This is a genomic window from Faecalibacterium sp. I3-3-33 (assembly GCF_023347295.1).
GTDB lineage: Bacteria > Bacillota > Clostridia > Oscillospirales > Ruminococcaceae > Faecalibacterium.
Genome location: NZ_CP094469.1, coordinates 2,451,228 through 2,474,257 on the forward strand (window position 1 = coordinate 2,451,228; position 23,030 = coordinate 2,474,257).

Sequence of the window (23,030 nt, forward strand, 5' to 3'; positions counted from 1 at the left end):
CCTTGTTATTAGCTGTATTTCTTTCGCGCAGCCACAAAGCCGCACAGGAATGCCATTTTGACTACACTATTATAATAGCAAGCCGGTGCCTTGTCAACAAAAAAGGCGGCAGTATGGAGGAAAAAGCAGCGCTTGCCGCGTGGCTTTTCCATGCAGTCCCGGAAATCGCGCTTTCTCCCCTGCTTGCATGAAAATGCGATCCCGGAAAGCCCGCAGGCCTTCCGGGATCGCTCTGACATCTTTTTACTCAGATAAGCTTCGGCACCTCTGCGGTCAGCAGCTCTGCCAGCCGGGCGTGACCCTTGCGGGTCAGGTGCATAAAGTCCACCTCGTTGAACTCGCACTCAGCGGCGTCCATAAAGTGCACGCCCTGCCGCTCGGCTACGATGCGCAGCTGCTCGGCGACCCCGCGGGATTTTTCCACGCAGCCTGCGCCCATGACGGCATCGTGGAAGCCGTCCTTGATGCAGGGCGGTGCCACCACCAGAATGTTGGGTGCTTTGCCGCCCCAGCAGTCCACGCTCTTCGCCTTGAGCAGCAGCCGCTCCATGCCCGCGCCGATGCAGGCGGCGTTTGCACCAAAGCGCTCCTTCACGTCATTCGTGCCCAGCATGATGATGAGCAGGTCGATGACCTCGTGGCTCTTGAGCAGGGCGTAGGCCACGCTCAGCGCATCCATGGACTCATGCAGCGGGTCCACGAACACGGTGGTGCGGCCGGAAAGTCCCTCCTCGGTGACCAGATACTCCTCGCCCAGCGCCTTCTGCAGGCGGCAGGTCCAGCGCTCGTCCTCGTTGAAGCGGATACCGTGGTCGGCGCAGTCGTTGGGATCGGCGCAATAGCCGTGGGTGTTGGAATCACCCAGACAGAGAATATGCTTTTTCATAGCCAAATCACTCCTTTTCCATCGTCTGCCGGAAGTAGTACACCGCGCCTACCATCCCGGCATCGTTGTGCAGCTGCGCGGCACGAATTTCCAGCCCCTCGGCAAAGGCGGGCATGACGGATGCTTTCACCTTTTCAGCAATGGGGTCGATGAGCAGCTTCTGCTGGGCAGACACGCCGCCACCGATCAAAATCAGCTGCGGGTTGAAGATATGCACCATGCCCGCCAGTCCCTGTGCGATCTCGTCCGTCCATGCGTCCAGCAGCGCCAGCACCGTCTCGCTGCCCGCCTCGGCGGCGGCAAAGATGGCGCGGCCATCCTTCCATGCCGGATCCTTTTCCTGCGTGGCGCGCACCAGTGCGGTGGTGGCGGCGTAGCGTTCCCAGCAGCCCTTTGCGCCGCAGGTGCAGTCCACGCCGTCCAGCGCGTGGGTGCGGTAGTGGCCCAGCTCGCCGCCCAGACCCCGCGCACCTTCCAGCAGACGGCCGCCGGTCAGGATGCCGCCGCCCACGCCGGTGCCCAGCGTCACGCCGATGACGTCCGTATAGCCCTGTGCACCGCCGACCCACACCTCGCCCAGCGTCATGCAGTTGGCGTCGTTGGCCACCGTGACGGGCAAGCCAAAGGTCTTTTCCAGCTCCTCCTTGATGGGTGCGCCGATGTAGTTGGGCAGGTTGCCGCAGGTGCCCGCCACGATGCCCTTGCGGCTGTCGATCTGCCCGGTGGCAGACACGCCGATGCCCGCAAGGCTTTCCGCCGGGACGCTCTGCGCGGCAAGGAAGGCCTGCGCGGCTTTGAGCACGCTGGTCAGGATGGGGGTGCGGTAGCCGTCAAAGCTTACGCTCTCTTCGGCTTTCGCCAGCACCGCGCCGGCTTCGTCCACGATGCCCAGCTTTACGGCTGTGCCGCCGATGTCGATACCAAGATAGTGTTTCATAGCAGGCACTCCCCTGTGTTACTTTTTAGCGGCGTTGATGGCACCGGTAAAGCGTGCGGTGATCTCTGCCGGGCGGGTAATGGCACCGCCCACCACCAGTGCAAAGGCACCGGCTTCCAGTGCCTTGACCGCCTGCTCCGGGTAGTGGATGTGACCTTCGGCAATGATCTTTGCCGGGCACTCTGCGGACAGCTTGCGGATGAAGTCAAAGTCGATATCGTCAATGCCGGTGGTCTCGGGGGTGTAGCCACGCATGGTGGTGCCCACAAAGTCGGCACCGGCTTCGGCGCAGAGCATGGCGTTTTCAAGGTTATCGCAGTCAGCCATCACCAGCTGCTCAGGGTACTTTGCCTTGATGGCGCGGATGAACTGTGCCGAGGTGGAGCCGTCCGGGCGCAGCGCACCGGTGCCCTGCACGGCAAGGATATCCACCCCGCAGGCCACCAGCTCGTCCACTTCCTTCATGGTGACGGTGATGTACATGGGCGTGCCGGGGTAGTCCTTTTTGATGATGCCGATGACCGGCAGGTCCACCACCTGCTTGATCTGGGTAATGTCCCGCACAGTGTTGGCACGGATGCCCACAGCGCCGCTCATGGCGGCAGCTTTTGCCATCAGGGGCATCACGCCGCCCTCCTTGGTATACAGGGGCTCGTGCTCCAGTGCCTGACAGGACACGATAAGCCCACCCTTGATCTGTGCAAACAGCTTTTCCTTATCCATGGTCTTACTCCTCCATTCTGATTTTGACGACCGCCTTGCGCACGCTGACACAGCCGTGCTGTACAAGGCCGGGTTTATGCAGCTCCTCCGGGAAGAACAGCACAAAGCGTCCCTCGCCCAGTGCACCGGTCACTACGCTGGTACTGTCCTGAAAGCCGCAGTCCCCGGTAAATTCCCCGATCTCCGCGCCGGGCAGATTGGTGTAGCCCCAGCCCTCGCTGCCGGTAAGGTCTACTTGCAGATCGGCGTAGCGCTTGTGGTACTCCGGGTGGTAGCCCGCGTCCGGGTGCAGGGTGGCGTCCATCAGGTTGATGAACACCTTGTCGCCGTCCACCTCGGTGCGCCCCAGCGGCAGGGCGGCAAGGTCGTGGGTAAGCAGGTAGTCAATGGCGGTATCCAAGTTGGGGTGCAGTCCCCTGTACCGTCCCAGATGCTGCAGGGTATCGCAGATCATTCGCGTTTCCTCCAATAAAAGAAGCGCCCACCTCCCCTCTGAAAAAGAGACGGAGAGGGGCGCTTTTATTTTGTTACAGCTTTGCGATGGCGGCTTCGATCATGGCCTGTGCCTCGGCCACAACGGCTTCATCCTCGGGGATCAGGCCGGGCATCGGGGCGCGCACGCTGCCCAGTTCCAAGCCGTACATCCGGCGCAGGATCTCCTTTTGCACCGCATACAGGTTGCCGTGGGCAGAGCACATCTTGTAGATGATGCGGTTGGCCTCGTACTGGATAGCGCGTGCCTTTGCGATCTCGCCCTTTTCCAGATGCTCGTTCATGGCAAGATACAGCTCCGGCATCACGGCGTAGGTGCCGCCGATGCCGCCGTCTGCGCCAATGACGCGACCGGAAACAAACTGCTCGTCCGGGCCATTGAACACCACAAAGTTGCCCTCGCCGCGGGCGGCGATACCGGCATCCTTGAACATCTGGATATCCTGCGTGGGCATGGAGCTGTTCTTCACAGCCACCACGTTGGGGTTCTTCAGCATCTCGTTCAGCAGGCTCATGGTCAGTGCCGTGCCTGCCAGCTGCGGGATGTTGTAGATAACGAACTCGGTGTTGGGAGCGGCAGCGGACATATCGTTCCAGTACTTGGCAATGGCGTACTCCGGCAGGTGGAAGTAGATGGGCGGGATGGAGGCAATGGCATCCACGCCCACACTCTCGGCGTGGCGGGCCAGCTCTGCACTGTCGGCGGTGTTGTTGCAGCCAACGTGTGCGATGACGGTCAGCTTGCCCTTGGCCTCGCTCATCACGGCTTCCAGCACCGTCTTGCGCTCTGCCACGCTCTGGTAGATGCACTCGCCGGAGGAGCCGCCCACATACACGCCCTTGACGCCCTTGGCGATCAGGTGGCGGGTCAGTGCCTTGACGCCCCCCACCGAGATGTTGCCCTCTGCGTCATAGCAGGCGTAAAAGGCAGGGATGACACCCTGATATTTTTTGATATCTTTCATGTTTCAAGCCCTTCTTTAATTATAATTGTAGGTTGTATCAAGCTTATACGCTTTCTGTTCCGGGTAACGGCTTCAGTGCCCTCTTGCGGCGCCCTGCATCCGCTTCGACCCTTGGGCGGGTCTCGCGTCTTGCAGACCGCTGCGCCAAAAATTGCTCCCTGAACATCATGCTCCAACGCTCTCTGTTTCGGGTAACGGCTTCAGTGCCCTCTTGCGGTGCCCTGCATCCGCTTCGACCCTTGGGCGGGTCTCGCGTCTTGCAGACCGCTGCGCCAAAAATTGCTCCCTGTTTCCGCCGCAGGCGGCGGTCGCAATTTTAGCCCTTGACAGCACCCATTGCGATGCCCTTGGTGAAGTACTTCTGGAAGATGAGGAAGATGATGATGATAGGCACAGCAGCCAATGCGGCACCTGCCATGATCAGGCCAAAGTCGGTGCTGTTCTCTGCCTGCAGCTTTGCAATGCCCAGAGAGATGGTCAGGTTGCTGGTGCTGGACAGCATGATCAACTGCATGAAGTAGTCGTTCCAGCTGTTGATGAAGGTAAAGATAGCCAGCGCGCCGATACCGGGCTTGACCATGGGCAGCACGATCTTGACAAAGGTGCGTGCCTCGCTTGCGCCGTCGATGCGGGCAGCCTCCAGCATTTCAGTGGGGATGCCCTCACTGAACTGCTTCATCAGGAACACGCCGAACGGCCAGCCCACGATGGGGAAAATGACCGCCCAGATGGTGTTGTACAGGTTCAGGGCGCTCATCTCGCGCAGCAGGGGGATCAGGATGACCTGCTTGGGCAGCGCCATAGCGCACACGATAAGGGTGAACAGCAGCTTACGGCCCACAAAGCGCTTTTTTGCCAGCGCATAACCGGCCATGGCGGCGGTCAGGCAGGTAAGGATCATGGACATAACGGCCATGAACACGGTGTTGATCATCCAGCGGATGGCAGCGGGTGCCATGGGACCCACCGAAAAGTAGATGGGCTCGCCGTTGGTACTGAACTTGGAGCCGAAGGGCACAGCCAGCTGCCACAGCGGGGCACGCTTGCCGGCAAACAGCTTCTGGTAGTTGGTCAACACCCACTGGCTGGGCCACCACTCGGGGGTAGTGGCATTGATGGCGGCACCGGTCTTGAAGGAGCCGGTGATGATCCAGTACAGCGGGAAGGCGAACAGCACCGCCATAATACTGATGAGGATGATCGCCAGAATGGCGTAGGCGCTCATCTTTTTCAGTTTACTGGGATGGCGCTCCAACGGTTTTTGCTTTTTTGCAGCAGTTGCACGCATTGTTCCGCACCTCCTTAATTATCCTTGTTGCCCATCTTGAACTGGACAGCAGACAGAATGGCGATGATCACCGCCAGCACCACGCCCATGGCGTTGCCGTAGCCGTACTTATACTGCTTGAAGGCGGTGTAGTAGATGTAGTACATAATGGTATCGGTCTTGTGGTTGGGGCCGCCGGAGGTCAGCAGCTGGATCAGTGCAAAGCACTGGAAGGAGTTGATGGTGGTGATGACCAGAATGTACAGGGTGGTGGGCATGATGGCCGGCCACTTGATCTTCCAGAAGCACTGGAAGTCGGTCGCGCCGTCCACCTCGGCAGCCTCCACGATGGACTGATCCACGTTGCCCAGTGCCGAAACGTACAGCACGATGGGCTGACCCACGGAGGTGGTGAGCAAGATCAGGATGATACAGCCCAGTGCGAACCGCTCGTCACCCAGCCAGTTGATGTTTTTGTCCAGAATGCCAAGGCTCTTGCCCAGATAGTTGAAGATGCCGTAGTAGTTGTTGTACATCCACTTCCACACCACGGTAACGGCGACAGAGCCGGTGACCACGGGCAGGTAGAACACGCAGCGGAAAAGGCTGGTCGCCCACTCCGGCAGGTCTACGATGGCGGAGGACACCCACAGCGAGAAGATGCAGGTGATGGGCACCGACACGATGACGATGACGAAGGTGTTCTTTAATGCACCAAGGAAGATGGGGTCGGCAAACAGGGTCTTGTAGTTTGCCAGACCCACAAAGATGTCCGCGCGGTTCATGGTGGAGTCAAAGAAGCTGGTCACCACGCAGAGGATCATGGGGTAGATGACGAACCCCAGAAAGAAGATCAGGCTGGGCAGCAGGAAGCAGTAGGAGGCGAAGGTTTCGCGCCGTACCAGCGCACTGCTGCGTTTGGGCTCTTTCATTGCCGTCTTTGCAGCCAAGAGGATCACCAGACCTTTCGTTTGAGAGTGTTTTTTCCGTAAAAAGGCCCCTCCCTCACCCGGAGGAAGGGGCCTTGCGGTTCAGCTGTGATGCAGTTCAGAGAAAGTAGCGCTTATGCCTCGGCAGCAGCGGCTGCGTTTGCGTTGTCCACAAAGGTCTTGACAGCAGTCTCGACGGCCTCGCCGGAGCCCACGCGCTGCAGCATATTCCACCACTCGGTGCGGGCAGTGGTCCAGCCCGGGGTGATCTGGTAGTAGTCGCCCAGATAGTTCATAAACTTGCTGTACTCGCTCATGACCTCGTTGCCGGCGTAGATGTCGCCCACGCTGGTGCGGACGGGGAAGTAGGTAGAAGCCAGCACGCTGTCTTTGACCTGATCGGGATCGGCAGCGATGAACTCGATAAAGGTCTTTGCAGCCTTGATCTTGGCCTCGTCGCCGTTATCAAAGATGCCAAAGCCCCAGATGCCGCCGCACAGCTTCGGATCGCCGCTTGCGGTGGGGAATGCCATGGGGAAGATTTCGTCGCCGCTGATGGTCTGGCCTGCGGCAGCGGTGTCAGCGTTCAGCTGCTGTGCAATGTTCCAGCAGAAAGCCATCTGCAGGGTGCCGTTGCGGAACAGGGTGATCTCCTCGCCGCCGTTGATGGAGGGATCGAAGTTGACGCCCTTTGCATCATACAGAGCCTGAATGGCCTTGATGTTCTCGGCAGAGTCGGCAGTGTACTTGGTGTGGGCTGCATCGGTAAAGGTGCCGCCGTACATATTGTTGATGATGGCGCGGGTGCCCTGATCGCCGCCCTGACCGCTGCAGTAGATGGCTGCCACGTTCTCGTAGCCGCCCTTGTACAGTGCGTCCACGGTGTTCAGGAAGCCCTCGGTGCTCCAGGTGTGCTTGTCGGTATCAATGTACTTGTCCGCGCCCACTTCCTTGACCTTGGTCATGTTCACGGCCATGCAGTGTGCGGTCATGCACAGGGGGTACTCGTAGTAGTCGCCCTTCTCATTGTGGCAGGCAGACTCCACAGAAGCGTAGATGTCCTTCTTGGCATCGTCGGTCCACAGATCATTCAGCGGAGCCATAACACCCTTGGCACCCCAGTTGGCCACCAGACGCTCGGGGCCTTCCATGACCAGATCGGGTGCGCTGCCGCCCTCGATGGCGGTGTTCACCTGATCGTCGCCGTTGGTGTAGTCCAGATACTCCACGGTCACCTTGATGTCGGGGTACTTTGCGTTGAAGCTGGAGATCAGGTTCTGGACGGTATCGTCATTGCCCCAGCCGCCGATGGGGTATGTCCACAGCTTGATGCTTGCGCCGGTGCTGGCGGCACTTGCAGCAGCAGAGGAAGCGGTGGAGGAAGCAGCAGTGCTGCTAGAGGAGGAACCGCCGCAGGCGGCCAGTGCACCGGCAGCGCCCAGAATACCGGCAGCCTTCAGGAACGAACGGCGGGAAATGCAGTTTTTCATGGTAGATTCTCCTTGTTCATCTTCTTCGACCCATCGGGGATCGTGCTCCGTTTTGCCCGTAGCGGCTGCTCGTGTCCGCAGCCGTTGTTTGTAGCCTAATTATAGAAAATTATTTTCATTTTGTCTATTCATTCTTTTCATAAATTTTCATTTTCAAACCCGGCAGTCTGCACAAAATTGTGGGATATTAGAAAAAACACAATAATTTCGCACACTTCACTTGTCAAAATAGTTACAAAACAGTACACTTTCCCCTTCTATTCTGAAAATCACTTTCAGTTTCAAAATCGCAAAAATGAAAAGTATTTTCACATTTTGAATCGTTTTTTCCGCCAAAACTGTGCCCTCTGCACAGAACTGGCGGGTAAAATGTGTTCATTACGCCTCTTGCACAGCAGTGCGGTTTCTCTTATACTTTTATATAAGAAGGTAAGCACGAACACGGCACCGGCACCCGCCGGCGGCCCAAGTCAGGAGAAGGAAAAGAATGTCTACAAATTTTTGGGAGCTGCTGCAGCAGCATCAGGGCGACCTGACAAAATCCGGCCGCACGGTGGCCGAATATCTGGTGCAGCACGCTGCGGAGGCACAGTATCTGTCCATATCATCTCTGGCCAGAGAGTGTCAGGTGGCCGAGGCCACGGTGTTCCGGTTCTGCCGGGCGCTGGGCTTTGAGGGCTACCACGAAATGCGCATTGCGCTGGCGCAGGCCAACGCCACCGGTGTGCTGGTGAACCAGCAGGAGCCCGCCCCGGACGCCGACACTGCTACTTTGTGCGAGCACGCCTCGGCGCTGTTCATGACCGCCATCAACGGCACCCAGAACGCTCTTTCGCCGCAGGCCGTGGAGCAGGCCGTAGCGCTGCTGCACAGCGCCCGGCAGGTGTTCTGCATGGGACAGGGCGGCAGCATGGCCGCTGCCAACGAGATCTGCGCCCGGTTCGCCTGCATCACCAACAAGTTCCGCGCCGCCGCCGACAGCCACATGCAGATCATGGCTGCCAGCCTGATGACCGAGCAGGACGTGGTGCTGTTCGTCTCTTACTCCGGCGCTACCCGCGACCTGATGGAGACCCTGCGCACCGCCAAGGCCAACGGCGCAAAGATCATCCTGATCACCCACTACGAGGACTCCCCCGGCGCAAAGCTGGCAGACATCGTGCTGCTGTGCGGCGCACAGGAAAGCCCGCTGGATTCCGGAAGCATCCCCATCAAGGTGGCGGTGCTGTATGTGGCCGAGGTGCTTGTGCTGCGGTACATTCTAGACGATAAGCCCGGCAGCACCGAAGCACAGGAGCACACCACCGAGGCGCTGGCTGTAAAGATGCTTTGAGTATCAACTTAAAATTTCAGGTTCTATCATAAAAAATGGGGTCGGGAGAAAATCCCGGCCCCATTCTTTATAGAACAAAAAAATCGGTCAGACCCGCTGGCCTGACCGATTTTCAACTTATCAATGCTTTTGCAGCGCTGTACGCTTAGTCGCGGCGGCGGCTGTTAAGACCCAGCAGACGCACCACATACAGGAAGATGTTGATGAAGTCCAGATACAGGGTCAGTGCGCCGTAGATGGAAGCCTTTTCCGCCAGCTCGCTGTCCCCTGCGTAGTAGGAGTACATCTGGCTCAGCTTCTGGGTGTCGTAGGCGGTCAGCAGCATGAACACCACCAGACCGATGCCGGAGTACAGCACCGTGGTCATAAAGCCCATGCCGAACAGCACACCAACGAAGCCGGTAACGATCAGTGCAAACAGTGCCATCATCAGCTTGGGGCCCCAGCCGGACAGGTCCTTGTGGGTGGTGGTGCCGTAAACTGCCATCAGGCCGAAATACAGCGAGGTGGCAAGGAAGGCCAGCACCAGTGTGCCCAGATCAAAGGCAAGGAAATAATAGCTCAGCACCATGCCGTTGAGCAGGGCGTAGCCCAAAAACACGCCTCTTGCCGTGCCCACGGACATATTCTGCACCCGGGCACTCAGCACGAACACCAGCGCCAGCTCGGCAATGGTGAACAGCAGATACAGCGAGTTGACCACGTAGAACAGCGGGGTGGTCGCGGTGACAAAGGCCGCTGCAAAGGTGATCAGCAGTCCCAGCGCCATCCAGCGGTAGGTGCGGGTCATATAATCAGCCGAGGTCATTGTAGGCTCTGCATAGCCACGGTTGTAATTGTTGTAACTCATCTGGGTTCCTCCAGTCTATTCTGCCGGAGCATTTCTCTCTTGCTCCGGTCTACGGAATATAGTATACTGCATAGAAATGAACGTTTCATGAAAAAGGCTGTGATATTGTATGTCCCTTGGACTTTATCTGCATATTCCCTACTGTTTTTCCAAATGTCGGTACTGCGATTTTTATTCCCACCCCGGGGAGCGGGGCGTACCGGACGCTTATGTAGACGCACTGCTGCGGGAGCTGCACCGCTTTGCGCCGGACGCGCCCCTACGACCGGATACCGTCTATTTCGGCGGCGGCACGCCCAGCCTGCTCACCCCTGCGCAGGCCAAGCGGCTCATCCGGGCAGCAGCCCCCGTGCCCAGTGCAGAGATCACCTTGGAGGCAAACCCCGAGACCGTTACTGAGGAGAGCCTGCGGGGCTTCCGGGCGGCGGGAGTGAACCGCATCTCCTTCGGGGTGCAGTCCGCCCGGGACACCCAGCTGCGCACCCTTGGCCGCCCGCACAATGCCAAGCAGGCACGGGCAGCCTTTGCCGCTGCCCGGCGTGCCGGGTTCGAGAATATCAGCGGCGACATCATGCTGGCGCTGCCCCATTATACGCAGGCCGAATTTGACGAGACACTGGAACTGATCGAAAAGGGCGGTGCCACCCACATCTCGGCTTACCTTTTAAAGATCGAGCCGGACTCTGCCTTCGGCAAGCACCCGCCAGAGGGTCTGCCCACAAGCGATGAAGCTGCTGATTTCTACCTTTACGCCGTGGAGCAGCTGGAGCACCACGGCTACCGCCAGTACGAGATCTCCAACTTTGCAAAGCCGGGCTACGAGGGGAAGCATAACCTCATTTACTGGGACTGCGGCGACTATCTGGGCCTTGGCCCTGCGGCGCACTCCTGCATGGGCGGCAAGCGGTTCTGCTACGCGCCGGACACCGCCGCCTTTCTGCAGGACGCCGCCGCGCCCATTATGGACGGCAATTGCGGTGCAGAGGACTACCTTATTTTACAGCTGCGACTGCGCAAGGGGCTTGACCTTGAAGCTTACAAAACTCTGTATGGCAAGCAGTTTTCCACCGCACAGCTGGCCTTTGTGCAAAACTGCGTCCGCGCCGGGTACGCCACCTTCGATGGCCGCACCCTCGCCCTGACCCCCGCCGGGCTTATTGTTCAAAACAGTATTCTAGCGCAGCTGCTCTGACAGGCGGGTGAAGCAGAAATAGCAGGAAAAAGTATCGTAAAACAAAACCGCAGCGTATTTTGATACGTTGCGTTTTTTTGGTGGGCGCGGGTGGATTGCGCGAGCCGCGCAGAAAAGGAACCCGGGTCGCGGCTCCCAGCGGCTGCATCGTGCCTTGGGCGGCACGCGCATCCTGCTGGCCGCAGCCCCAACAGCTCCTCCCTGTTTCCGCCGCTGGCAGCGGTCGTCGCTGTTGCACAGGGGCTTTTTTCCCGCCGGACTATTCGGCGGGTCTTACGAGTTGCGCTTGCCGCTTTTTCCGCAGCCCCTTGGCAGGGCTTTGAAAAAGCGGAGCGCTGCCCCAGCCTCGCCTCCCTGTTTCCGCCGCAGGCGGCGGTCGGCTCCGCTGCTGTTCGAATCCACCCGCTTTATGAGTTTAACCTCGTCACAAAACAAAAACCTCAGCGTACTTGTATACGTTGAGGCTTTTTGGTGGAGCGAAGCAACCTAAATCCGAACCATTGCCCTCTGGGGCATCTTTGGCGGCGATTTCATCGAAAGCGATGGTTTTTGTGCCGTCTTTGTAGTTGAATGCAATCAAAACTTTTTCATTATAGAGATAAACAGCATTCACGAATGTATTGATAAGCGTTTCACGGTGGCTTTTCACATTCGGGTCGAGCTTGCGGAACCGGGTCAGCCAGAACCGAACCTGATTTTCGCTTAACCGCGGCCGAGCGATTTTTTCTTCGGCGATCCGAATCTCAAGTTCTTTCTGCTGGGCTTCCAGCTTTTCCAGCCGCAATTTGGTGGAGTTGGTCAGCACACCTGCTTGAATAGCGTTCAGCATATTCTCGATGCCGTTCTCCACCTCGCGCATCTGCTTTTCCAGCAAAGGAAGCGTGGTGTTTTCCTGATCCTGCAACTCCATGACTTCTGCAACGATGGCATTGATCACGGCATCGTCCTGAATCAGCTTCATGGTCTCGGCCACGACCAGATCTTCCAGCCATTCCTTACGGACGGTCTTTTTCTTGCAGGTCTTGGTGCGCTTGGCGTTGGCACACTTATAATAATGATGTACCGTCTTGTTCCTGCTCGTGCCGCACTCCCCGAACATCATCGCGCCGCACATTCCGCAGAACAGCTTGGTGGTCAGCAGATAATCGTCCTCGGCCTTGTGGCGGGCAGGAGCGCGGCTGTTCTTTTTGATTTTCAGCTGCACTTCCTCAAACAAGTCCCTGTCCACGATGGCCGGGATGCTGTCGGGCATCACAATGTCCTTGAAGTGGTTTTCTCCGATGTACCGTTTGTTCGTCAACAGCTTCTGAACACTGTTGTAGGTAAACTTCTGATTGCGGTTGGTGGTCACGCCACTGTCGTTCAGCCAGTTCATCAGTTCCTTCATAGTTGCGCCATCGTTGTACCGCTGAAAGGCTTCTACCACAAAGGGAGCTTTCAGCGGGTCGATTTGAAAGAACTTCTCCTCATCTACCTTGAAGCCAATGGGAACGGTGCCGCCGTTGTACTTGCCCTTGAGGACATTCTCGGTCATGCCGCGCACAACCTTTTCGGACAGCTCTGCCGAATAGTATTCGGCCATGCCAGTCAGCATACTCTTGACCATGATTCCGGCAGGCCCTTCCGAGATCGGCTCGGTGGCAGATACCAGCTTGACATGATTCCTCTCTAACTGGTACTCATAGTGCGCTGAATCGTAACGGTTCCGGGCAAAGCGGTCGAGCTTCCAGACCAGCACAATGTCAAACAACCGTTTCTCGCTGTCCTTGATTATCTGCTGGAAGTCCGGGCGGTTATCGGTTTTGGCGGAAAGGGCGCGGTCAATGTAGTGTTTGACCACGGTAATGCCGTTCTTTTCGGCGTAGGCCGTACACTCGCGAATCTGACCTTCGATGGATTCTTCACGCTGGTTGTCGCTGGAATAGCGGGCGTAAATTACGGCGGTCATGCAAACACCCCTTTCACTTCATTCTCCGCAAGCGGCGTACAAGGTCGGATGCACTGTACAGCACACGGGCCACCGACACGGCATCCTCACCCACAATGTAGAACACCGAGTAGTTGTCCACCAGCATCTGCCGCAGCCCTTGGGTACGCTCTGGTTCACTTTCCACCAGCGCGCAGCGTTCCGGCAGGATGTTCAGCGATTGGATAGCTTCTGCAATGCGGTTGTACTGCCCCATAGCCGTATCAGGTTCAAGCAGACGGTCAGCAATGTAGTTGTAAATCTGCTCCATGTCGCTGAGGGCCGCATGAGAAATTTTCACGTCATACTGTTTCATCTGTGCTGTTCCCTGAACTGTGCGAATGCGCTTGCAGCATCCACGGTATCACCGTTCTGAATCTCCTTGATGCCCACCTGCAAGGCTGCATGGAGCTGGTCATCGGTCAGGGTATCGGCGTTCAGAGCCGCAGGAGCCTTCGGCAGGGACAGCGAAAAGGGAATGCCGCCAGTCAGGGTGATCTGGCGCAGGTACATATCAATGGCGGTTGCCATCGGGATGCCGAGCTGCTTTAGGACATCCTCGGCTTGCTGCTTGACAGTAGGGTTGACACGAAGATTCAGTGTCATCGTTTTTTCCATGGTTATCACCTCGTCTTCATTGTAACGCATTTTGCGTTGCAAGTCAATTCGAGGTGAACGCGCAAATGAAATTCTCCATATCGCACAATATATTCATCGTTAAATTGTTCAAAGCGCGGGATATTCACCCTCTATAATAAATTCTTGGAGTGTGCCTAGCTTTTGCTGAGTAGTAAGTTTGAATATTATCTCTCTTGGCTGCGACCATGGCAGACTGGAAGTTTAACCTTCAATAAACTATTTACTGTACAATTCTTTTAGAATACACCAAAGATTCATTATCAAACCAACGCCACCAACAAGTGCAATGAGAATCCCTGCAACTACTGTAAGGCGAACATTTTGATTAAAGGCATACCATAAAAAATTAGTGTCCGCACAAAGTATAAGCAAAATTCCAACAATAAATATGCTTACCGATACGATTGCTGTAAGAATTTTTTTCATGTTACACTCTCCTTTGTGTATCACTGTTATTCTCCGAGAAAGTTCGACTCACATCCCTATGATAGTGAACACATCATTCGTTTCAAAACACTTTGCTGCCCAAGGAACTGCTTCTGCAATAATCTCTTTGCAAGTACATCCATCCGATTGACTTTTTGTTAAAATATTATCCCATTGTACTTTTGTAACGATTGTTATTCCATAAAAGTCAAACTCTGGAATCACTTCAAGAATCAGATCTGAAACATGGCGGCTATTCCATACTTCATCACTGATGCTAATAGATGTGTCAAGCCAGCACTTGTCATGATACTGCCCTTGTTGAAATTCCAAATAGCAGCTGCTGTGTAAGGCTTTTCTTTGATCTTCGTCAATAAAATACTTCAAATTAGTTCACCCGTATTAGCAGATAGCTGTGGTCATCGCTATGTACCACAAGCGGAAAAGTTATATCAAATCCCATTGATCGTTAGCAATTCACCCCATCACAGTAACCATCTGGAAGTATTGATACTGATATTCGTCTTCTAATACAGCCTGCATCTCTTCCATGTATAACGGGTCTTTCAACAGTTTGAGATGAAATGCTCGCTCTCTCCAAAGTCGGACTCCAATTTCAGGGAAAAGATATTCCGTTCCAAGTTGCAAGTCCTTTTCGTTGCAAATAACGTTGTCCTTTTTCATTAAGCTATCAATAATACACTCGGCGGTTGTATTAAACATATCTATCCCGAACAATTTTATTGATACCACTTTAGACAAATCTCTCTGGATGCCGATTTCAGTAGCTTTTCCGTTCCGATACTGCACAAGAAAGAACGAATCATTATCCATATATCGTCCGGTTATCAAATTAGGATCATCAGTTTCCGCACAACATTCCATTTGCATTGCTTCATCAGAAGAATTTGACCACTGTTTCTTCATTTGTAGAAGAGCATTTTCTAGCTCATCTGATGTCATGCCTAATTTTAATTGTCCAATTCTAATATGCGGTTCAATAATTATCTCTCTCATAGCAAAAACTTCATATTTTCAAAAGCGTTTAACGGATGCAAAATAACCTCTCATACCGACTTATTCATTTATCGGACTTTTCCACAGTTTTTGCAAAAGTTCGTAAGAATCATTTAAGTTCCCACAATCCGGGCAATACCATCTTCCGTCCGGTATCGGATCAACTGACGAAAGTATTTGACTTTGAAATTATTTTTTTGAAAAATCTCTGTACTGATTTTCGTTGATTGTCCAGTAAGGATCACCTCCATTTTTAACAATTTCTTCAATGAAATTCAGTATATTTCCAACACATATAAATTCATCTGTTGAGCAACAGTCCCCCGCATAAAGATACTCTTTTTCTATGTCATCCACGTTAATGACAATATCATATCCCATCCAATATCCAATTTTCCATGCCGACCTACATAATAAATTATCATTACTAAAATGGAACGAAAGAATTTCTTGAGCATCAAATAAACAATAGTCTCCGCTATGATAGAGAGTCAGTCCATTACATTGCTTCAGAAATTCAATATAATCAGCTGGAATATGTCCCATTTCTTTTTTTAAGTGTTCCAATATCATATCATTGGTTGGTGGATTTAATAGAGCATCTAAATGCGCATGATTCAGATGCTCTATAACTTTATCTAAACCATTCATTCCAGGCTACCCCTTTTTTAATATTGCGCCCACCATGTAGTAAATTGAGTGTGAGTTGCTTTTGGAAGGGAAATCAAATTGCTATTCACACTTTTTCCACCATATTTCAAGGGCTTTATAAATGCACGTCATTATCTCTATTCCTCTGGAGTGGATTTATCTCCCAAAATATTGAGCATTAGCACAACGCACAAAAAGAGAAACGATAAGATATAAGGTTGAACATATCTTTCCTCATCTAAACACAATTTATTGCCTGATTGAATAACATTCACCTTGGTGAAACAGTCTGTATAGCTATAACTTGTTCCTTCTGAGAAAGGCATCAGCTGGGATAAATCATATCGATTCCCTATAAAGAAACGTTTTGCCGTTATAATGTAATATTGCTTTCCATCAGTTAGTAAAAAATCAATTGAAGACTTCGATTCGGTCGATTTACAATCAACAAGAGTTAACACAGAATTTGAAACGCTTTCAAAATTTTTATTTGATAACACTTGCAATTTATCAAAAGAATACGGAAATCTTACGATAGAAATTAGCCATAGCAATATTATAATAGCACCGAAATGTCTGAAAAATTTAACAATCTTATATTTTTTAGTTCCACGCATAATAAATTCAAACTATGTAAAAATAGTCCTATCCTTCAACGCTCTCTGACATTATCGATTCATATAGAGATGTACTCAACGTATCTATATCATCGGAAAGAGGTTTTCCAAGATTGTAAATAAAACTTTGAAACAGTTCAATTGTCTGTTCACTAAATGCCGGACGTGACTCAACATTCTTCGATATTTCAATCAATTTGTTGGCAATATCGTTAAAATGAGGAATTTCATCATAGGATGTTACTTGAAGCAAAACGCTAAGTTCATCTGCATGCTCTTTGGTCTCGCCCAAATCAATGGGGTCGGAATAGTACAAGTCTGAAAAAAGCATAGACATCAAAACAGATACTTGTGTATCGATCTGTTCTTGGTTGAATTGAAGCTTTTGGTAATCTTTGTACATATTGCTAAATTTCATTCCACATAGAATTATAAGCACTGCAACGACACCTATAAAACCATAACGAACAATCCTTGCTTTCATTGACGGCCTCATTTATTTAGAGCAAATGTAATGGTAGGATTATTTCCGATTTCAAAAAAGTTTTTCTAGTAATATTTTTCATAAAAGAATCTCCTTACATTATCTGCTGGTGTTTCCAGTAATGGTTTCGCTCCGTCCATCATCCATCATAATAGCTATTTATTTTTAAGATTCACTTTTATCCTGCATCGGAATCACCTCCATGCAAACTTTTATGCATTTACCTTCCACAGGAACTTCTGCTTAGTCATTCTTATTGCTGCAGATCGGCTCCATCCTGTAAGCACCCCAAAAGATGTACGTAAAGCCTCTTGCCTGCATATTTAAGAGAAAGCGGATATGCTCTTTTACCATTGATTTGAATGTAGCCATTTTCAGAAACCGTTATGCGAATATCTGGCATTCCGTCCATTGTTTCACCAAAAGCTATCGTGAGTTCATTGAGTGCACCGCTATCACCAGAACCACCAGCATAATCAGTGACAAAATATGTCTGCTCAAAAGTTTTGGCAATATCTATATATGTCAGGTCATCCTTTTCAAATAGCCAAGACTGGTCAATTTGAGCACCATTAGTGTCTACTGTAAGATGGTATGCTGATACTATCCTGCATTGTTTCAATGGACGTTCTATTATCACAAAGTGAGTGACTTTTATACAAATCAGTATGACCGCCAAAATCAAGGTCACAGTCATTGTGATTACTTTTTCTTTTTTTCTCATCATAAATAGACAATACACCTCCAATCTTTTGCTCCTAATAGGAGCTTTTGCTTAGTCAACGTAGCTCGCCTTATGTTTGTGACAGCTTTTTTGAAAAAATCTCTGCTTTTCGTTATGTTTGTACGCTTATACAAAGAATCTCCATGCTATTTGTTGATTCTAACAAATAGCATGGAGTTTCATATTAAAATACGTTTTCAGCAATTTTCATAATCTCATCTCGTGAAATGTTTCCCATAATCGTGTTTGAAACGCCTCCTTGCTCCCAGCTTAAAATATAAACGGTGTCTCCGTTTTCGCTTGCACTCGTTCCCAAAGTTGCATCTGCTTCTCCGACCTTTACGGTTTCGTACACTGTATGCTCATTATCAAATAGGGACTGCTGCCCCGGCTGGATAATTGAACAACGGACAGTGTAGCTTTCCTCTGTTTCTTTTGACGAGTAAACATGTAAAAAGTTTTCTGCTCGTTCAAATTTCTGCGCATCGTCCATTTCAAAGCCGTCCGGCACATAATGATCGCTGTATCCATCCGGTAATCGTTCCAACGGTTCGCCGTCCACTTGATACGTCAGCTGCATCTCAATGGGCAGGAACTTCTGAATCATCGTATAGACTGCCTTGCGGAAGTCCGCACTTACTGCAAGTGCGCCGAGAGTTAAAATTACCAGCGTCATGGCTGCAACAAGCACTCGTTTCAGCACCGGACGGCGTTTATGCAATGCCGCTTTCAGGCGAGCATCCCATCGGGAAGTATCCGGGTAGCGTTCCTTAAGCTGTGCTGGAGTTGGCAGTTCGTCCAGTTCTTTTTGTGCATCTGCACGGAGTGCCATCATCAATGCAGCGTCAAAAGAAACTTCTGTCCGCTCACTCATGGCTGTTTAGCTCCTTCCACAATAGTTTTCTTCCACGGAAAAGCCGCATCCGAACCACTTCATCCGTCAGTCCAAGCGATTCGGCAATCTCCCGGTTGGTATAGCCCATTGCCAAAAGGCGCAGTGGGTCACGATACATTGGTTTCATCTGTCCAATCAATTCTGTCAGGTGTTGGATGTTATCGGTGCTGACTACTGCATCGTCCGGCACCGGGGCATCGTCTGGTGCGTCCGGGACTTCTTCCAGCGGTTCTTCTCGCTGCTTGCGAAGCATATCGTATGCACGGCTTCTACTACAACTAACGAGATAAGCGGCGAGTTCGTGACAGTTTTCTCGATGAATTTTAGAAAAATTTTTGGCAACGTACAAAAACACTTCTTGCAGTACGTCTTCTGCCAGATACGAATCGCCCATAATTTTGTAAGCGGTATGGTAGACCAGCCGCTTGTAGGTATTATATACATCTATAAATTGTTCTTCGCTGCTCCGGTCATCCAGAACTGCCAGATACATTGCCAGCATTTTCGCCCCCATCCCTCTTATCGGGAGGAATTATGTCAACTTGACACAATTCCTCTCTGCCAATTCAGATAAACCACCACGGCAGTTCCAGCCACAGGTTATCCATGGCCTGTTCCTCTGTCTTTTTGGCGCGGCCTTTTGTCAGGTGAAAGTATATCGCTGTGCCGATCAGCGGATGTTCCTCGCCATCAGTAAAGCCATAGCGGTACAGCAGATAGGTCTGCTCTCGCTGGGTCAGCCGTTTCAGGCCATCGTACAGCTCCCGGCGCGATTCCTGTTCCTCTATAATGCTCTGCGGCTGCATGGCATAAGGGTCGGCTATGGCTTCGATGCGCCGCAGCTGCTCTTCTCCCGGCAGAACATCGTCCAGCGAAACGCGCTGGTAGCAGACGCCGTCCTTGTCTTCCGTCACCATCCGCTGCTCAAAAGCGGCAAAGGCATCCCGCACCATGTCCATCATGGCGTTGCGGATGGCAAGAGCCGCATAGGTCATAAACTTCATGCCGCGCGCTGCATCGAACTTTGGCACGGCCTTCCACAAGCCCAGATTGCCCGCCTGTTTCAAATCGTCCGTGTCAAGGTTCAAGCCAGCCTGTGCCAGATTCATGCTGCGAAAAAGGTCATTCGCCACCTTGCCGATAAAGGACTTGTTGTTGTCGATCAGGCTGTCCAGCGCAGTTGCATCGCCTTTCTGTGCCAGCGCACAAAGCCGTTCATTCGTCTGCTTCATGGGCGTTTTCCTGCTCTGCGGCAGACTGCAAGATTCCCAACAGACCGCTTCGCAGCTGTTCCAGTGCTTCCGGCGTGGCTCCTTCCATGCCTGAAACGCTGTCCAACATTGCATCCGCCAACTGCTTTGCCGTGATCGTTGGGTGCTGCACATCCTGCCCCTTGGTCAGTTCATTGAACATCTTCTCGGCCACTTTCTTGCTCATGGCTTCCTGTTCGGCGTAATGGCTCCCGATGCCCTTTTTGATTTCCTTGACCGCCGCCATAAAGTACATCTCGATGTCATCAAGGTCGCCCTGATACACTGGTTTTCTCCGAAGGCTGATGTCCTTTGCGGCTTTGGCTGCTTCCGGGGGTCTTGACCCTTGTACGCAGCAGGGTGCTCAATGTCGTGAGCATAGCATTCTGTGCTGCGATGCCGGATGCAAAAGTATCATCAAAATACTGCGCCACGCGGTATGTAAGCTCTGCAAAACGGGCGTTTTCCAGCAGCAGATTGACCACTTCTGTATTGACCCGGCCTGTGTAGAGGTTCTTTGCCGCTTCCACGGACAACCCCAACTCGGCAATGTCGTAGTTCTTGCGGTCGGGGATGTTGGTTTCTCCCAGCAGAAAGTCCGTAGACACGTTGAACAGCCTTGCAATCTTCAGCACCTGCTCATGTGTCAGGGTTCCTTTTGCGCCACTGATAAAACGGCTGATAGTGCTTTTAGAGCAGCCGAGTTCCTTGGCAAGTTCTGGTTGGCTGATGTTGTGCTCTTTCATCAAGTCCGCAAGACGGATGTTGGATGGTGCGGGCAGATATTCCTGTGCCATGTGGTCGGCCCTCCTTTTTGAGCTTTTTCCTCATTATAATACGCTCTGCCGTTTTGTTCAATATACGGTTTCCTCTCCGCCCTTGCTGTTGCAATCCTGCAACCGGTAAGGGCTTTTTTCTTTTTCCGTTGCAGTTTTGCCGCTTTTTTGCTCTTTCTGCAAAATTCTCCGTATATTCAGGCACAAGACAAAAAATACCAGAGTTCCCACTTTGGGGTCTCTGGTGCAACGCACGAAACAAAGGAGGAATGCCCTTGAGCCTGTATCAAAAGATCAAGTCCGCCATCACCGTTCGGCAGGTGGGAGAGATGTACGGCATGGAGCCCGACCGCCATGGCATGGTGTGCTGTCCGTTCCATTCCGACAGCGACCCCAGCATGAAGCTGAACGACACCTATTATTATTGCTTTGGCTGTGGAGCCAACGGAGATGCCATCGACCTCACCGTCAAGCTGTTTGACCTGAACCCCCGGCAAGCCGCCGAGAAGCTGATACACGACTTCGGGCTTGACCCGGACAAACCGCCCGCCAATGCCATCGCACTACTGCCGCCCAAGCGTGGCCTGACGGACGAGCAGTGGGCAGACATCGCCTACTGCCTGCGGGTGCTGACCGATTATCTCGACCTGCTGCACGACTGGCAGGAGCGCTACAAGCCCGCCACCCCGGAGGAACCGCATGACCCACGGTTTGAAGAAGCCCTCCACACGACCGAGACCATCGAGCACCTGACGGACTGCGTTGCATTTGGAACGCCCCAGCAGAAGGCCGCTGCCGCCGCACAGCTGCTGTCCGGGTCGTACCTGCTGATGCTGGAGGAGCGCACCGACCGCCTTGCTCTGGCAAAGTGTGCCTGACGATTCATTCACCTGAAGTGGCAGGTCTCACGGTGAGACCCGCCACTTCACTTTTCTAAAGGAGAACCACCCTATGAAGAAAAACATTTCCCGCAACCCCTTATGGCCGGACTGGTACAACGGCAAGAAGATCGATGAAGTCCAGTTTGGCCGCGCCTTTCTGGAACAGTGGCCGCTGAAATGCGTCAACAGTACGCTGTACACGCTGGACGGCCCGGTAGAGGATGAGAGCGAGATCAAGCAGCGCATCTTGGAGAACACCGAGGAATATGTCACCTCCGGCCTGTCCAAAAAGGTCACCAACATTCTGGAGACCATCAAGCTGCTGGCCTTTTCCGACCCGTTCCCCATTGAACAGGACTGCATCCACCTCCAGAACGGCGTGTACCATCTGCCGGACGGCTCTTTTCAAGAGAGCCGCCTGTTCTGCCAGAACCGCCTGCCTGTGAAGTATGACCCCAAAGCCGCCAGCCCTGACCGCTGGCTGACCTTTCTGCACGAGCTGCTGGACGATGCTGACATCCCCACCTTGCAGGAATATCTGGGCTACTGCCTGATCCCCAGCACCAAAGGCCAGAAGATGATGCTCATCGTTGGCAAGGGCGGCGAGGGCAAATCCCGCATTGGGCTGGTGCTCAAGCGGCTCATGGGAGATGCCGCCAGCAACGGCAGCGTCCAGAAAGTGGAGAACAATCGCTTTGCCCGTGCCGATCTGGAACGCCGCCTGCTGATGATCGACGACGACATGGACATGAACGCCCTGCCCAAGACCAACTATATCAAGACCATCGTGACCGCCGAAGCCAAGCTGGACTTGGAGCGCAAAGGTGTCCAGAGCTACCAGCGGGACATCTACGCCCGGTTTCTCTGCTTCGGCAACGGCGCGTTGACCTCGCTGTATGACCATTCGGACGGTTTCTTTCGCCGCCAACTCATCCTGACCACCAAGGACAAGCCTGCTGACCGCACGGATGACCCCTTCCTTGTCGAAAAGATGTGCGCCGAATTGGAAGGCATCCTGCTCTGGTGTCTGGAAGGTCTGCACCGGCTGGTGCAGAACGATTTCCGCTTCACGGTCAGCGAACGAGCCGCCGCCAACGTGGACACCATCAAACGCAGCAGCAACAATGTCATCGACTTTATGGAGTCCGAGGGCTATTTCCGCTTCAAGGCGGACTACTCCATCAGCTCCAAGGAGTTCTACGACATTTACAAGCAGTGGTGCGAGGACAATGCCTGTCACAGCGTGTCTGCCATCCGTTTCAGCGCAGAACTGCGCCAGAATGACCGCCGCTATAACCTTGAAGCCACCAACAACATCTATCTGCCCGGTGGCCGCAGGGTGCGGGGTTTTGTCGGCATCGAACCGCTTGTCCACCCCTGCCCGTAAAAAGTGCATTTTTTTACGGAAGAAGTTCGTACAACCTGTACGGTCTGTACTTGTACGCACCTGTACGGCGAATCGAAGCAAATTAAAACGTGGTATCGTTTATATTTCGGATTTCCGTACACCGTACAGACCGTACGGGTTATTTGAAGTCCGTACGCAATTTTTTCAGATGCGTACGGAGCGATCAAGTTCGCATTGTGCGAACTTGATTGTAACTCTCCCGCAGGAGACGTTCCCCCTCGGAGAGTCCTCG

General features: G+C 53.0%; 27 protein-coding genes. 4 read left to right on the forward strand and 23 right to left on the reverse strand.

Features of this window, described 5'->3' with window-relative positions:
* Positions 1 to 247: 247 nt before the first annotated feature.
* The 8 genes from MTP39_RS11535 to MTP39_RS11570 all read right to left on the reverse strand — a co-directional run bounded on the left by MTP39_RS11535 (position 248) and on the right by MTP39_RS11570 (position 7,689).
* Positions 248 to 886 (reverse strand): GDSL-type esterase/lipase family protein, encoded by a 639-nt coding sequence (locus tag MTP39_RS11535; RefSeq protein ID WP_249240617.1) that lies wholly within the window; start codon positions 884 to 886, stop codon positions 248 to 250.
* Between the two features lie 7 nt (positions 887 to 893).
* Positions 894 to 1,823: an ROK family protein gene (locus MTP39_RS11540; protein WP_249240618.1), complete on the reverse strand. Its 930-nt coding sequence runs from the start codon at positions 1,821 to 1,823 to the stop codon at positions 894 to 896.
* A gap of 18 nt (positions 1,824 to 1,841) precedes the next feature.
* The gene (locus MTP39_RS11545; RefSeq protein ID WP_005920659.1) at positions 1,842 to 2,546 is read right to left on the reverse strand and encodes an N-acetylmannosamine-6-phosphate 2-epimerase; all 705 of its coding nucleotides are present in this window, start codon (positions 2,544 to 2,546) and stop codon (positions 1,842 to 1,844) included.
* A gap of 4 nt (positions 2,547 to 2,550) precedes the next feature.
* Complete coding sequence (locus MTP39_RS11550; RefSeq protein ID WP_249240619.1) at positions 2,551 to 3,000, reverse strand: YhcH/YjgK/YiaL family protein; 450 nt, start codon at positions 2,998 to 3,000, stop codon at positions 2,551 to 2,553.
* Positions 3,001 to 3,073: 73 nt separating this feature from the next.
* Entirely contained in the window at positions 3,074 to 4,003 is a 930-nt protein-coding gene (locus tag MTP39_RS11555) for a dihydrodipicolinate synthase family protein (protein WP_249240620.1), read from the reverse strand.
* 316 nt (positions 4,004 to 4,319) lie between these two features.
* Positions 4,320 to 5,291, reverse strand: a complete 972-nt coding sequence (locus MTP39_RS11560; protein WP_249240621.1) for a carbohydrate ABC transporter permease — start codon at positions 5,289 to 5,291, stop codon at positions 4,320 to 4,322.
* 14 nt (positions 5,292 to 5,305) lie between these two features.
* Positions 5,306 to 6,202, reverse strand: a complete 897-nt coding sequence (locus MTP39_RS11565; protein ID WP_055186388.1) for a carbohydrate ABC transporter permease — start codon at positions 6,200 to 6,202, stop codon at positions 5,306 to 5,308.
* A gap of 131 nt (positions 6,203 to 6,333) precedes the next feature.
* Positions 6,334 to 7,689, reverse strand: a complete 1,356-nt coding sequence (locus tag MTP39_RS11570; protein ID WP_249240622.1) for an extracellular solute-binding protein — start codon at positions 7,687 to 7,689, stop codon at positions 6,334 to 6,336.
* Positions 7,690 to 8,176: 487 nt separating this feature from the next.
* Here MTP39_RS11570 and MTP39_RS11575 point away from each other — a divergent pair, with 487 nt between their 5' ends.
* Positions 8,177 to 9,022 (forward strand): MurR/RpiR family transcriptional regulator, encoded by an 846-nt coding sequence (locus tag MTP39_RS11575; RefSeq protein ID WP_249240623.1) that lies wholly within the window; start codon positions 8,177 to 8,179, stop codon positions 9,020 to 9,022.
* A 145-nt stretch (positions 9,023 to 9,167) separates the two neighbouring features.
* Here MTP39_RS11575 and MTP39_RS11580 read toward each other — a convergent pair whose 3' ends face one another.
* A complete protein-coding gene (locus MTP39_RS11580) occupies positions 9,168 to 9,872 on the reverse strand; it encodes a Bax inhibitor-1/YccA family protein (protein WP_249240624.1) in 705 nt (234 codons plus the stop codon).
* A gap of 109 nt (positions 9,873 to 9,981) precedes the next feature.
* Here MTP39_RS11580 and hemW point away from each other — a divergent pair, with 109 nt between their 5' ends.
* Positions 9,982 to 11,064 carry a radical SAM family heme chaperone HemW gene (hemW, locus tag MTP39_RS11585; protein ID WP_249240625.1) on the forward strand — a complete coding sequence of 361 codons (1,083 nt, stop codon included), beginning with the start codon at positions 9,982 to 9,984 and terminating at the stop codon, positions 11,062 to 11,064.
* 424 nt (positions 11,065 to 11,488) lie between these two features.
* Here the strand turns inward: hemW and MTP39_RS11590 are convergent, their stop codons facing one another.
* The 14 genes from MTP39_RS11590 to MTP39_RS11655 all read right to left on the reverse strand — a co-directional run bounded on the left by MTP39_RS11590 (position 11,489) and on the right by MTP39_RS11655 (position 20,530).
* Complete coding sequence (locus MTP39_RS11590) at positions 11,489 to 13,012, reverse strand: recombinase family protein (RefSeq protein WP_249240626.1); 1,524 nt, start codon at positions 13,010 to 13,012, stop codon at positions 11,489 to 11,491.
* Positions 13,013 to 13,025: 13 nt separating this feature from the next.
* Positions 13,026 to 13,346 carry a type II toxin-antitoxin system RelE/ParE family toxin gene (locus MTP39_RS11595; RefSeq protein ID WP_249240627.1) on the reverse strand — a complete coding sequence of 107 codons (321 nt, stop codon included), beginning with the start codon at positions 13,344 to 13,346 and terminating at the stop codon, positions 13,026 to 13,028.
* Entirely contained in the window at positions 13,343 to 13,648 is a 306-nt protein-coding gene (locus MTP39_RS11600; RefSeq protein WP_249240628.1) for a type II toxin-antitoxin system RelB/DinJ family antitoxin, read from the reverse strand. Before MTP39_RS11600 ends, MTP39_RS11595 begins: the two co-directional genes overlap by 4 nt.
* 237 nt (positions 13,649 to 13,885) lie before the next feature.
* On the reverse strand, positions 13,886 to 14,095 hold the full coding sequence (locus tag MTP39_RS11605) for a hypothetical protein (RefSeq protein WP_249240629.1): 210 nt from the start codon (positions 14,093 to 14,095) through the stop codon (positions 13,886 to 13,888).
* A 48-nt stretch (positions 14,096 to 14,143) separates the two neighbouring features.
* Complete coding sequence (locus MTP39_RS11610) at positions 14,144 to 14,482, reverse strand: hypothetical protein (protein ID WP_249240630.1); 339 nt, start codon at positions 14,480 to 14,482, stop codon at positions 14,144 to 14,146.
* Positions 14,483 to 14,572: 90 nt separating this feature from the next.
* Entirely contained in the window at positions 14,573 to 15,112 is a 540-nt protein-coding gene (locus MTP39_RS11615; RefSeq protein WP_249240631.1) for a hypothetical protein, read from the reverse strand.
* 189 nt (positions 15,113 to 15,301) lie between these two features.
* Entirely contained in the window at positions 15,302 to 15,763 is a 462-nt protein-coding gene (locus tag MTP39_RS11620) for an SMI1/KNR4 family protein (RefSeq protein ID WP_146746961.1), read from the reverse strand.
* Between the two features lie 645 nt (positions 15,764 to 16,408).
* The gene (locus tag MTP39_RS11625) at positions 16,409 to 16,864 is read right to left on the reverse strand and encodes a hypothetical protein (RefSeq protein ID WP_154256099.1); all 456 of its coding nucleotides are present in this window, start codon (positions 16,862 to 16,864) and stop codon (positions 16,409 to 16,411) included.
* Between the two features lie 253 nt (positions 16,865 to 17,117).
* Entirely contained in the window at positions 17,118 to 17,591 is a 474-nt protein-coding gene (locus tag MTP39_RS11630) for a hypothetical protein (protein WP_177512597.1), read from the reverse strand.
* 181 nt (positions 17,592 to 17,772) lie between these two features.
* Positions 17,773 to 18,462, reverse strand: coding sequence for a DUF4367 domain-containing protein (locus tag MTP39_RS11635; RefSeq protein ID WP_177512599.1), 690 nt, complete (start codon positions 18,460 to 18,462; stop codon positions 17,773 to 17,775).
* Positions 18,455 to 18,985: an RNA polymerase sigma factor gene (locus MTP39_RS11640; RefSeq protein ID WP_097791711.1), complete on the reverse strand. Its 531-nt coding sequence runs from the start codon at positions 18,983 to 18,985 to the stop codon at positions 18,455 to 18,457. The genes MTP39_RS11635 and MTP39_RS11640 overlap by 8 nt, the downstream gene beginning before the upstream one ends.
* A gap of 64 nt (positions 18,986 to 19,049) precedes the next feature.
* Complete coding sequence (locus tag MTP39_RS11645) at positions 19,050 to 19,715, reverse strand: sigma-70 family RNA polymerase sigma factor (RefSeq protein ID WP_249240632.1); 666 nt, start codon at positions 19,713 to 19,715, stop codon at positions 19,050 to 19,052.
* Positions 19,699 to 20,019, reverse strand: coding sequence for a hypothetical protein (locus MTP39_RS11650; protein ID WP_249240633.1), 321 nt, complete (start codon positions 20,017 to 20,019; stop codon positions 19,699 to 19,701). Before MTP39_RS11650 ends, MTP39_RS11645 begins: the two co-directional genes overlap by 17 nt.
* Complete coding sequence (locus tag MTP39_RS11655) at positions 20,000 to 20,530, reverse strand: helix-turn-helix domain-containing protein (RefSeq protein ID WP_249240634.1); 531 nt, start codon at positions 20,528 to 20,530, stop codon at positions 20,000 to 20,002. The genes MTP39_RS11650 and MTP39_RS11655 overlap by 20 nt, the downstream gene beginning before the upstream one ends.
* 248 nt (positions 20,531 to 20,778) lie before the next feature.
* Between MTP39_RS11655 and MTP39_RS11660 the strand changes: the two genes are divergently transcribed.
* Positions 20,779 to 21,387: a CHC2 zinc finger domain-containing protein gene (locus tag MTP39_RS11660; protein ID WP_249240635.1), complete on the forward strand. Its 609-nt coding sequence runs from the start codon at positions 20,779 to 20,781 to the stop codon at positions 21,385 to 21,387.
* A gap of 73 nt (positions 21,388 to 21,460) precedes the next feature.
* Positions 21,461 to 22,777, forward strand: coding sequence for a DNA primase family protein (locus MTP39_RS11665; protein ID WP_249240636.1), 1,317 nt, complete (start codon positions 21,461 to 21,463; stop codon positions 22,775 to 22,777).
* The last annotated feature ends 253 nt before the right edge of the window (positions 22,778 to 23,030 follow it).

Excerpts from the sequence above, each read along its gene's own strand:
- MTP39_RS11535 (WP_249240617.1), bottom strand. The coding sequence starts at position 886 with ATGAAAAAGCATATTCTCTGTCTGGGTGATTCCAACACCCACGGCTAT.
- MTP39_RS11540 (WP_249240618.1), bottom strand. The coding sequence starts at position 1,823 with ATGAAACACTATCTTGGTATCGACATCGGCGGCACAGCCGTAAAGCTG.
- MTP39_RS11545 (WP_005920659.1), bottom strand. The coding sequence starts at position 2,546 with ATGGATAAGGAAAAGCTGTTTGCACAGATCAAGGGTGGGCTTATCGTG.
- MTP39_RS11550 (WP_249240619.1), bottom strand. The coding sequence starts at position 3,000 with ATGATCTGCGATACCCTGCAGCATCTGGGACGGTACAGGGGACTGCAC.
- MTP39_RS11555 (WP_249240620.1), bottom strand. The coding sequence starts at position 4,003 with ATGAAAGATATCAAAAAATATCAGGGTGTCATCCCTGCCTTTTACGCC.
- MTP39_RS11560 (WP_249240621.1), bottom strand. The coding sequence starts at position 5,291 with ATGCGTGCAACTGCTGCAAAAAAGCAAAAACCGTTGGAGCGCCATCCC.
- MTP39_RS11565 (WP_055186388.1), bottom strand. The coding sequence starts at position 6,202 with ATGAAAGAGCCCAAACGCAGCAGTGCGCTGGTACGGCGCGAAACCTTC.
- MTP39_RS11570 (WP_249240622.1), bottom strand. The coding sequence starts at position 7,689 with ATGAAAAACTGCATTTCCCGCCGTTCGTTCCTGAAGGCTGCCGGTATT.
- MTP39_RS11575 (WP_249240623.1), top strand. The coding sequence starts at position 8,177 with ATGTCTACAAATTTTTGGGAGCTGCTGCAGCAGCATCAGGGCGACCTG.
- MTP39_RS11580 (WP_249240624.1), bottom strand. The coding sequence starts at position 9,872 with ATGAGTTACAACAATTACAACCGTGGCTATGCAGAGCCTACAATGACC.
- hemW (WP_249240625.1), top strand. The coding sequence starts at position 9,982 with ATGTCCCTTGGACTTTATCTGCATATTCCCTACTGTTTTTCCAAATGT.
- MTP39_RS11590 (WP_249240626.1), bottom strand. The coding sequence starts at position 13,012 with ATGACCGCCGTAATTTACGCCCGCTATTCCAGCGACAACCAGCGTGAA.
- MTP39_RS11595 (WP_249240627.1), bottom strand. The coding sequence starts at position 13,346 with ATGAAACAGTATGACGTGAAAATTTCTCATGCGGCCCTCAGCGACATG.
- MTP39_RS11600 (WP_249240628.1), bottom strand. The coding sequence starts at position 13,648 with ATGGAAAAAACGATGACACTGAATCTTCGTGTCAACCCTACTGTCAAG.
- MTP39_RS11605 (WP_249240629.1), bottom strand. The coding sequence starts at position 14,095 with ATGAAAAAAATTCTTACAGCAATCGTATCGGTAAGCATATTTATTGTT.
- MTP39_RS11615 (WP_249240631.1), bottom strand. The coding sequence starts at position 15,112 with ATGAGAGAGATAATTATTGAACCGCATATTAGAATTGGACAATTAAAA.
- MTP39_RS11620 (WP_146746961.1), bottom strand. The coding sequence starts at position 15,763 with ATGAATGGTTTAGATAAAGTTATAGAGCATCTGAATCATGCGCATTTA.
- MTP39_RS11625 (WP_154256099.1), bottom strand. The coding sequence starts at position 16,864 with ATGAAAGCAAGGATTGTTCGTTATGGTTTTATAGGTGTCGTTGCAGTG.
- MTP39_RS11630 (WP_177512597.1), bottom strand. The coding sequence starts at position 17,591 with ATGATGAGAAAAAAAGAAAAAGTAATCACAATGACTGTGACCTTGATT.
- MTP39_RS11635 (WP_177512599.1), bottom strand. The coding sequence starts at position 18,462 with ATGAGTGAGCGGACAGAAGTTTCTTTTGACGCTGCATTGATGATGGCA.
- MTP39_RS11640 (WP_097791711.1), bottom strand. The coding sequence starts at position 18,985 with ATGCTGGCAATGTATCTGGCAGTTCTGGATGACCGGAGCAGCGAAGAA.
- MTP39_RS11645 (WP_249240632.1), bottom strand. The coding sequence starts at position 19,715 with ATGAAGCAGACGAATGAACGGCTTTGTGCGCTGGCACAGAAAGGCGAT.
- MTP39_RS11655 (WP_249240634.1), bottom strand. The coding sequence starts at position 20,530 with ATGGCACAGGAATATCTGCCCGCACCATCCAACATCCGTCTTGCGGAC.
- MTP39_RS11660 (WP_249240635.1), top strand. The coding sequence starts at position 20,779 with ATGCCCTTGAGCCTGTATCAAAAGATCAAGTCCGCCATCACCGTTCGG.
- MTP39_RS11665 (WP_249240636.1), top strand. The coding sequence starts at position 21,461 with ATGAAGAAAAACATTTCCCGCAACCCCTTATGGCCGGACTGGTACAAC.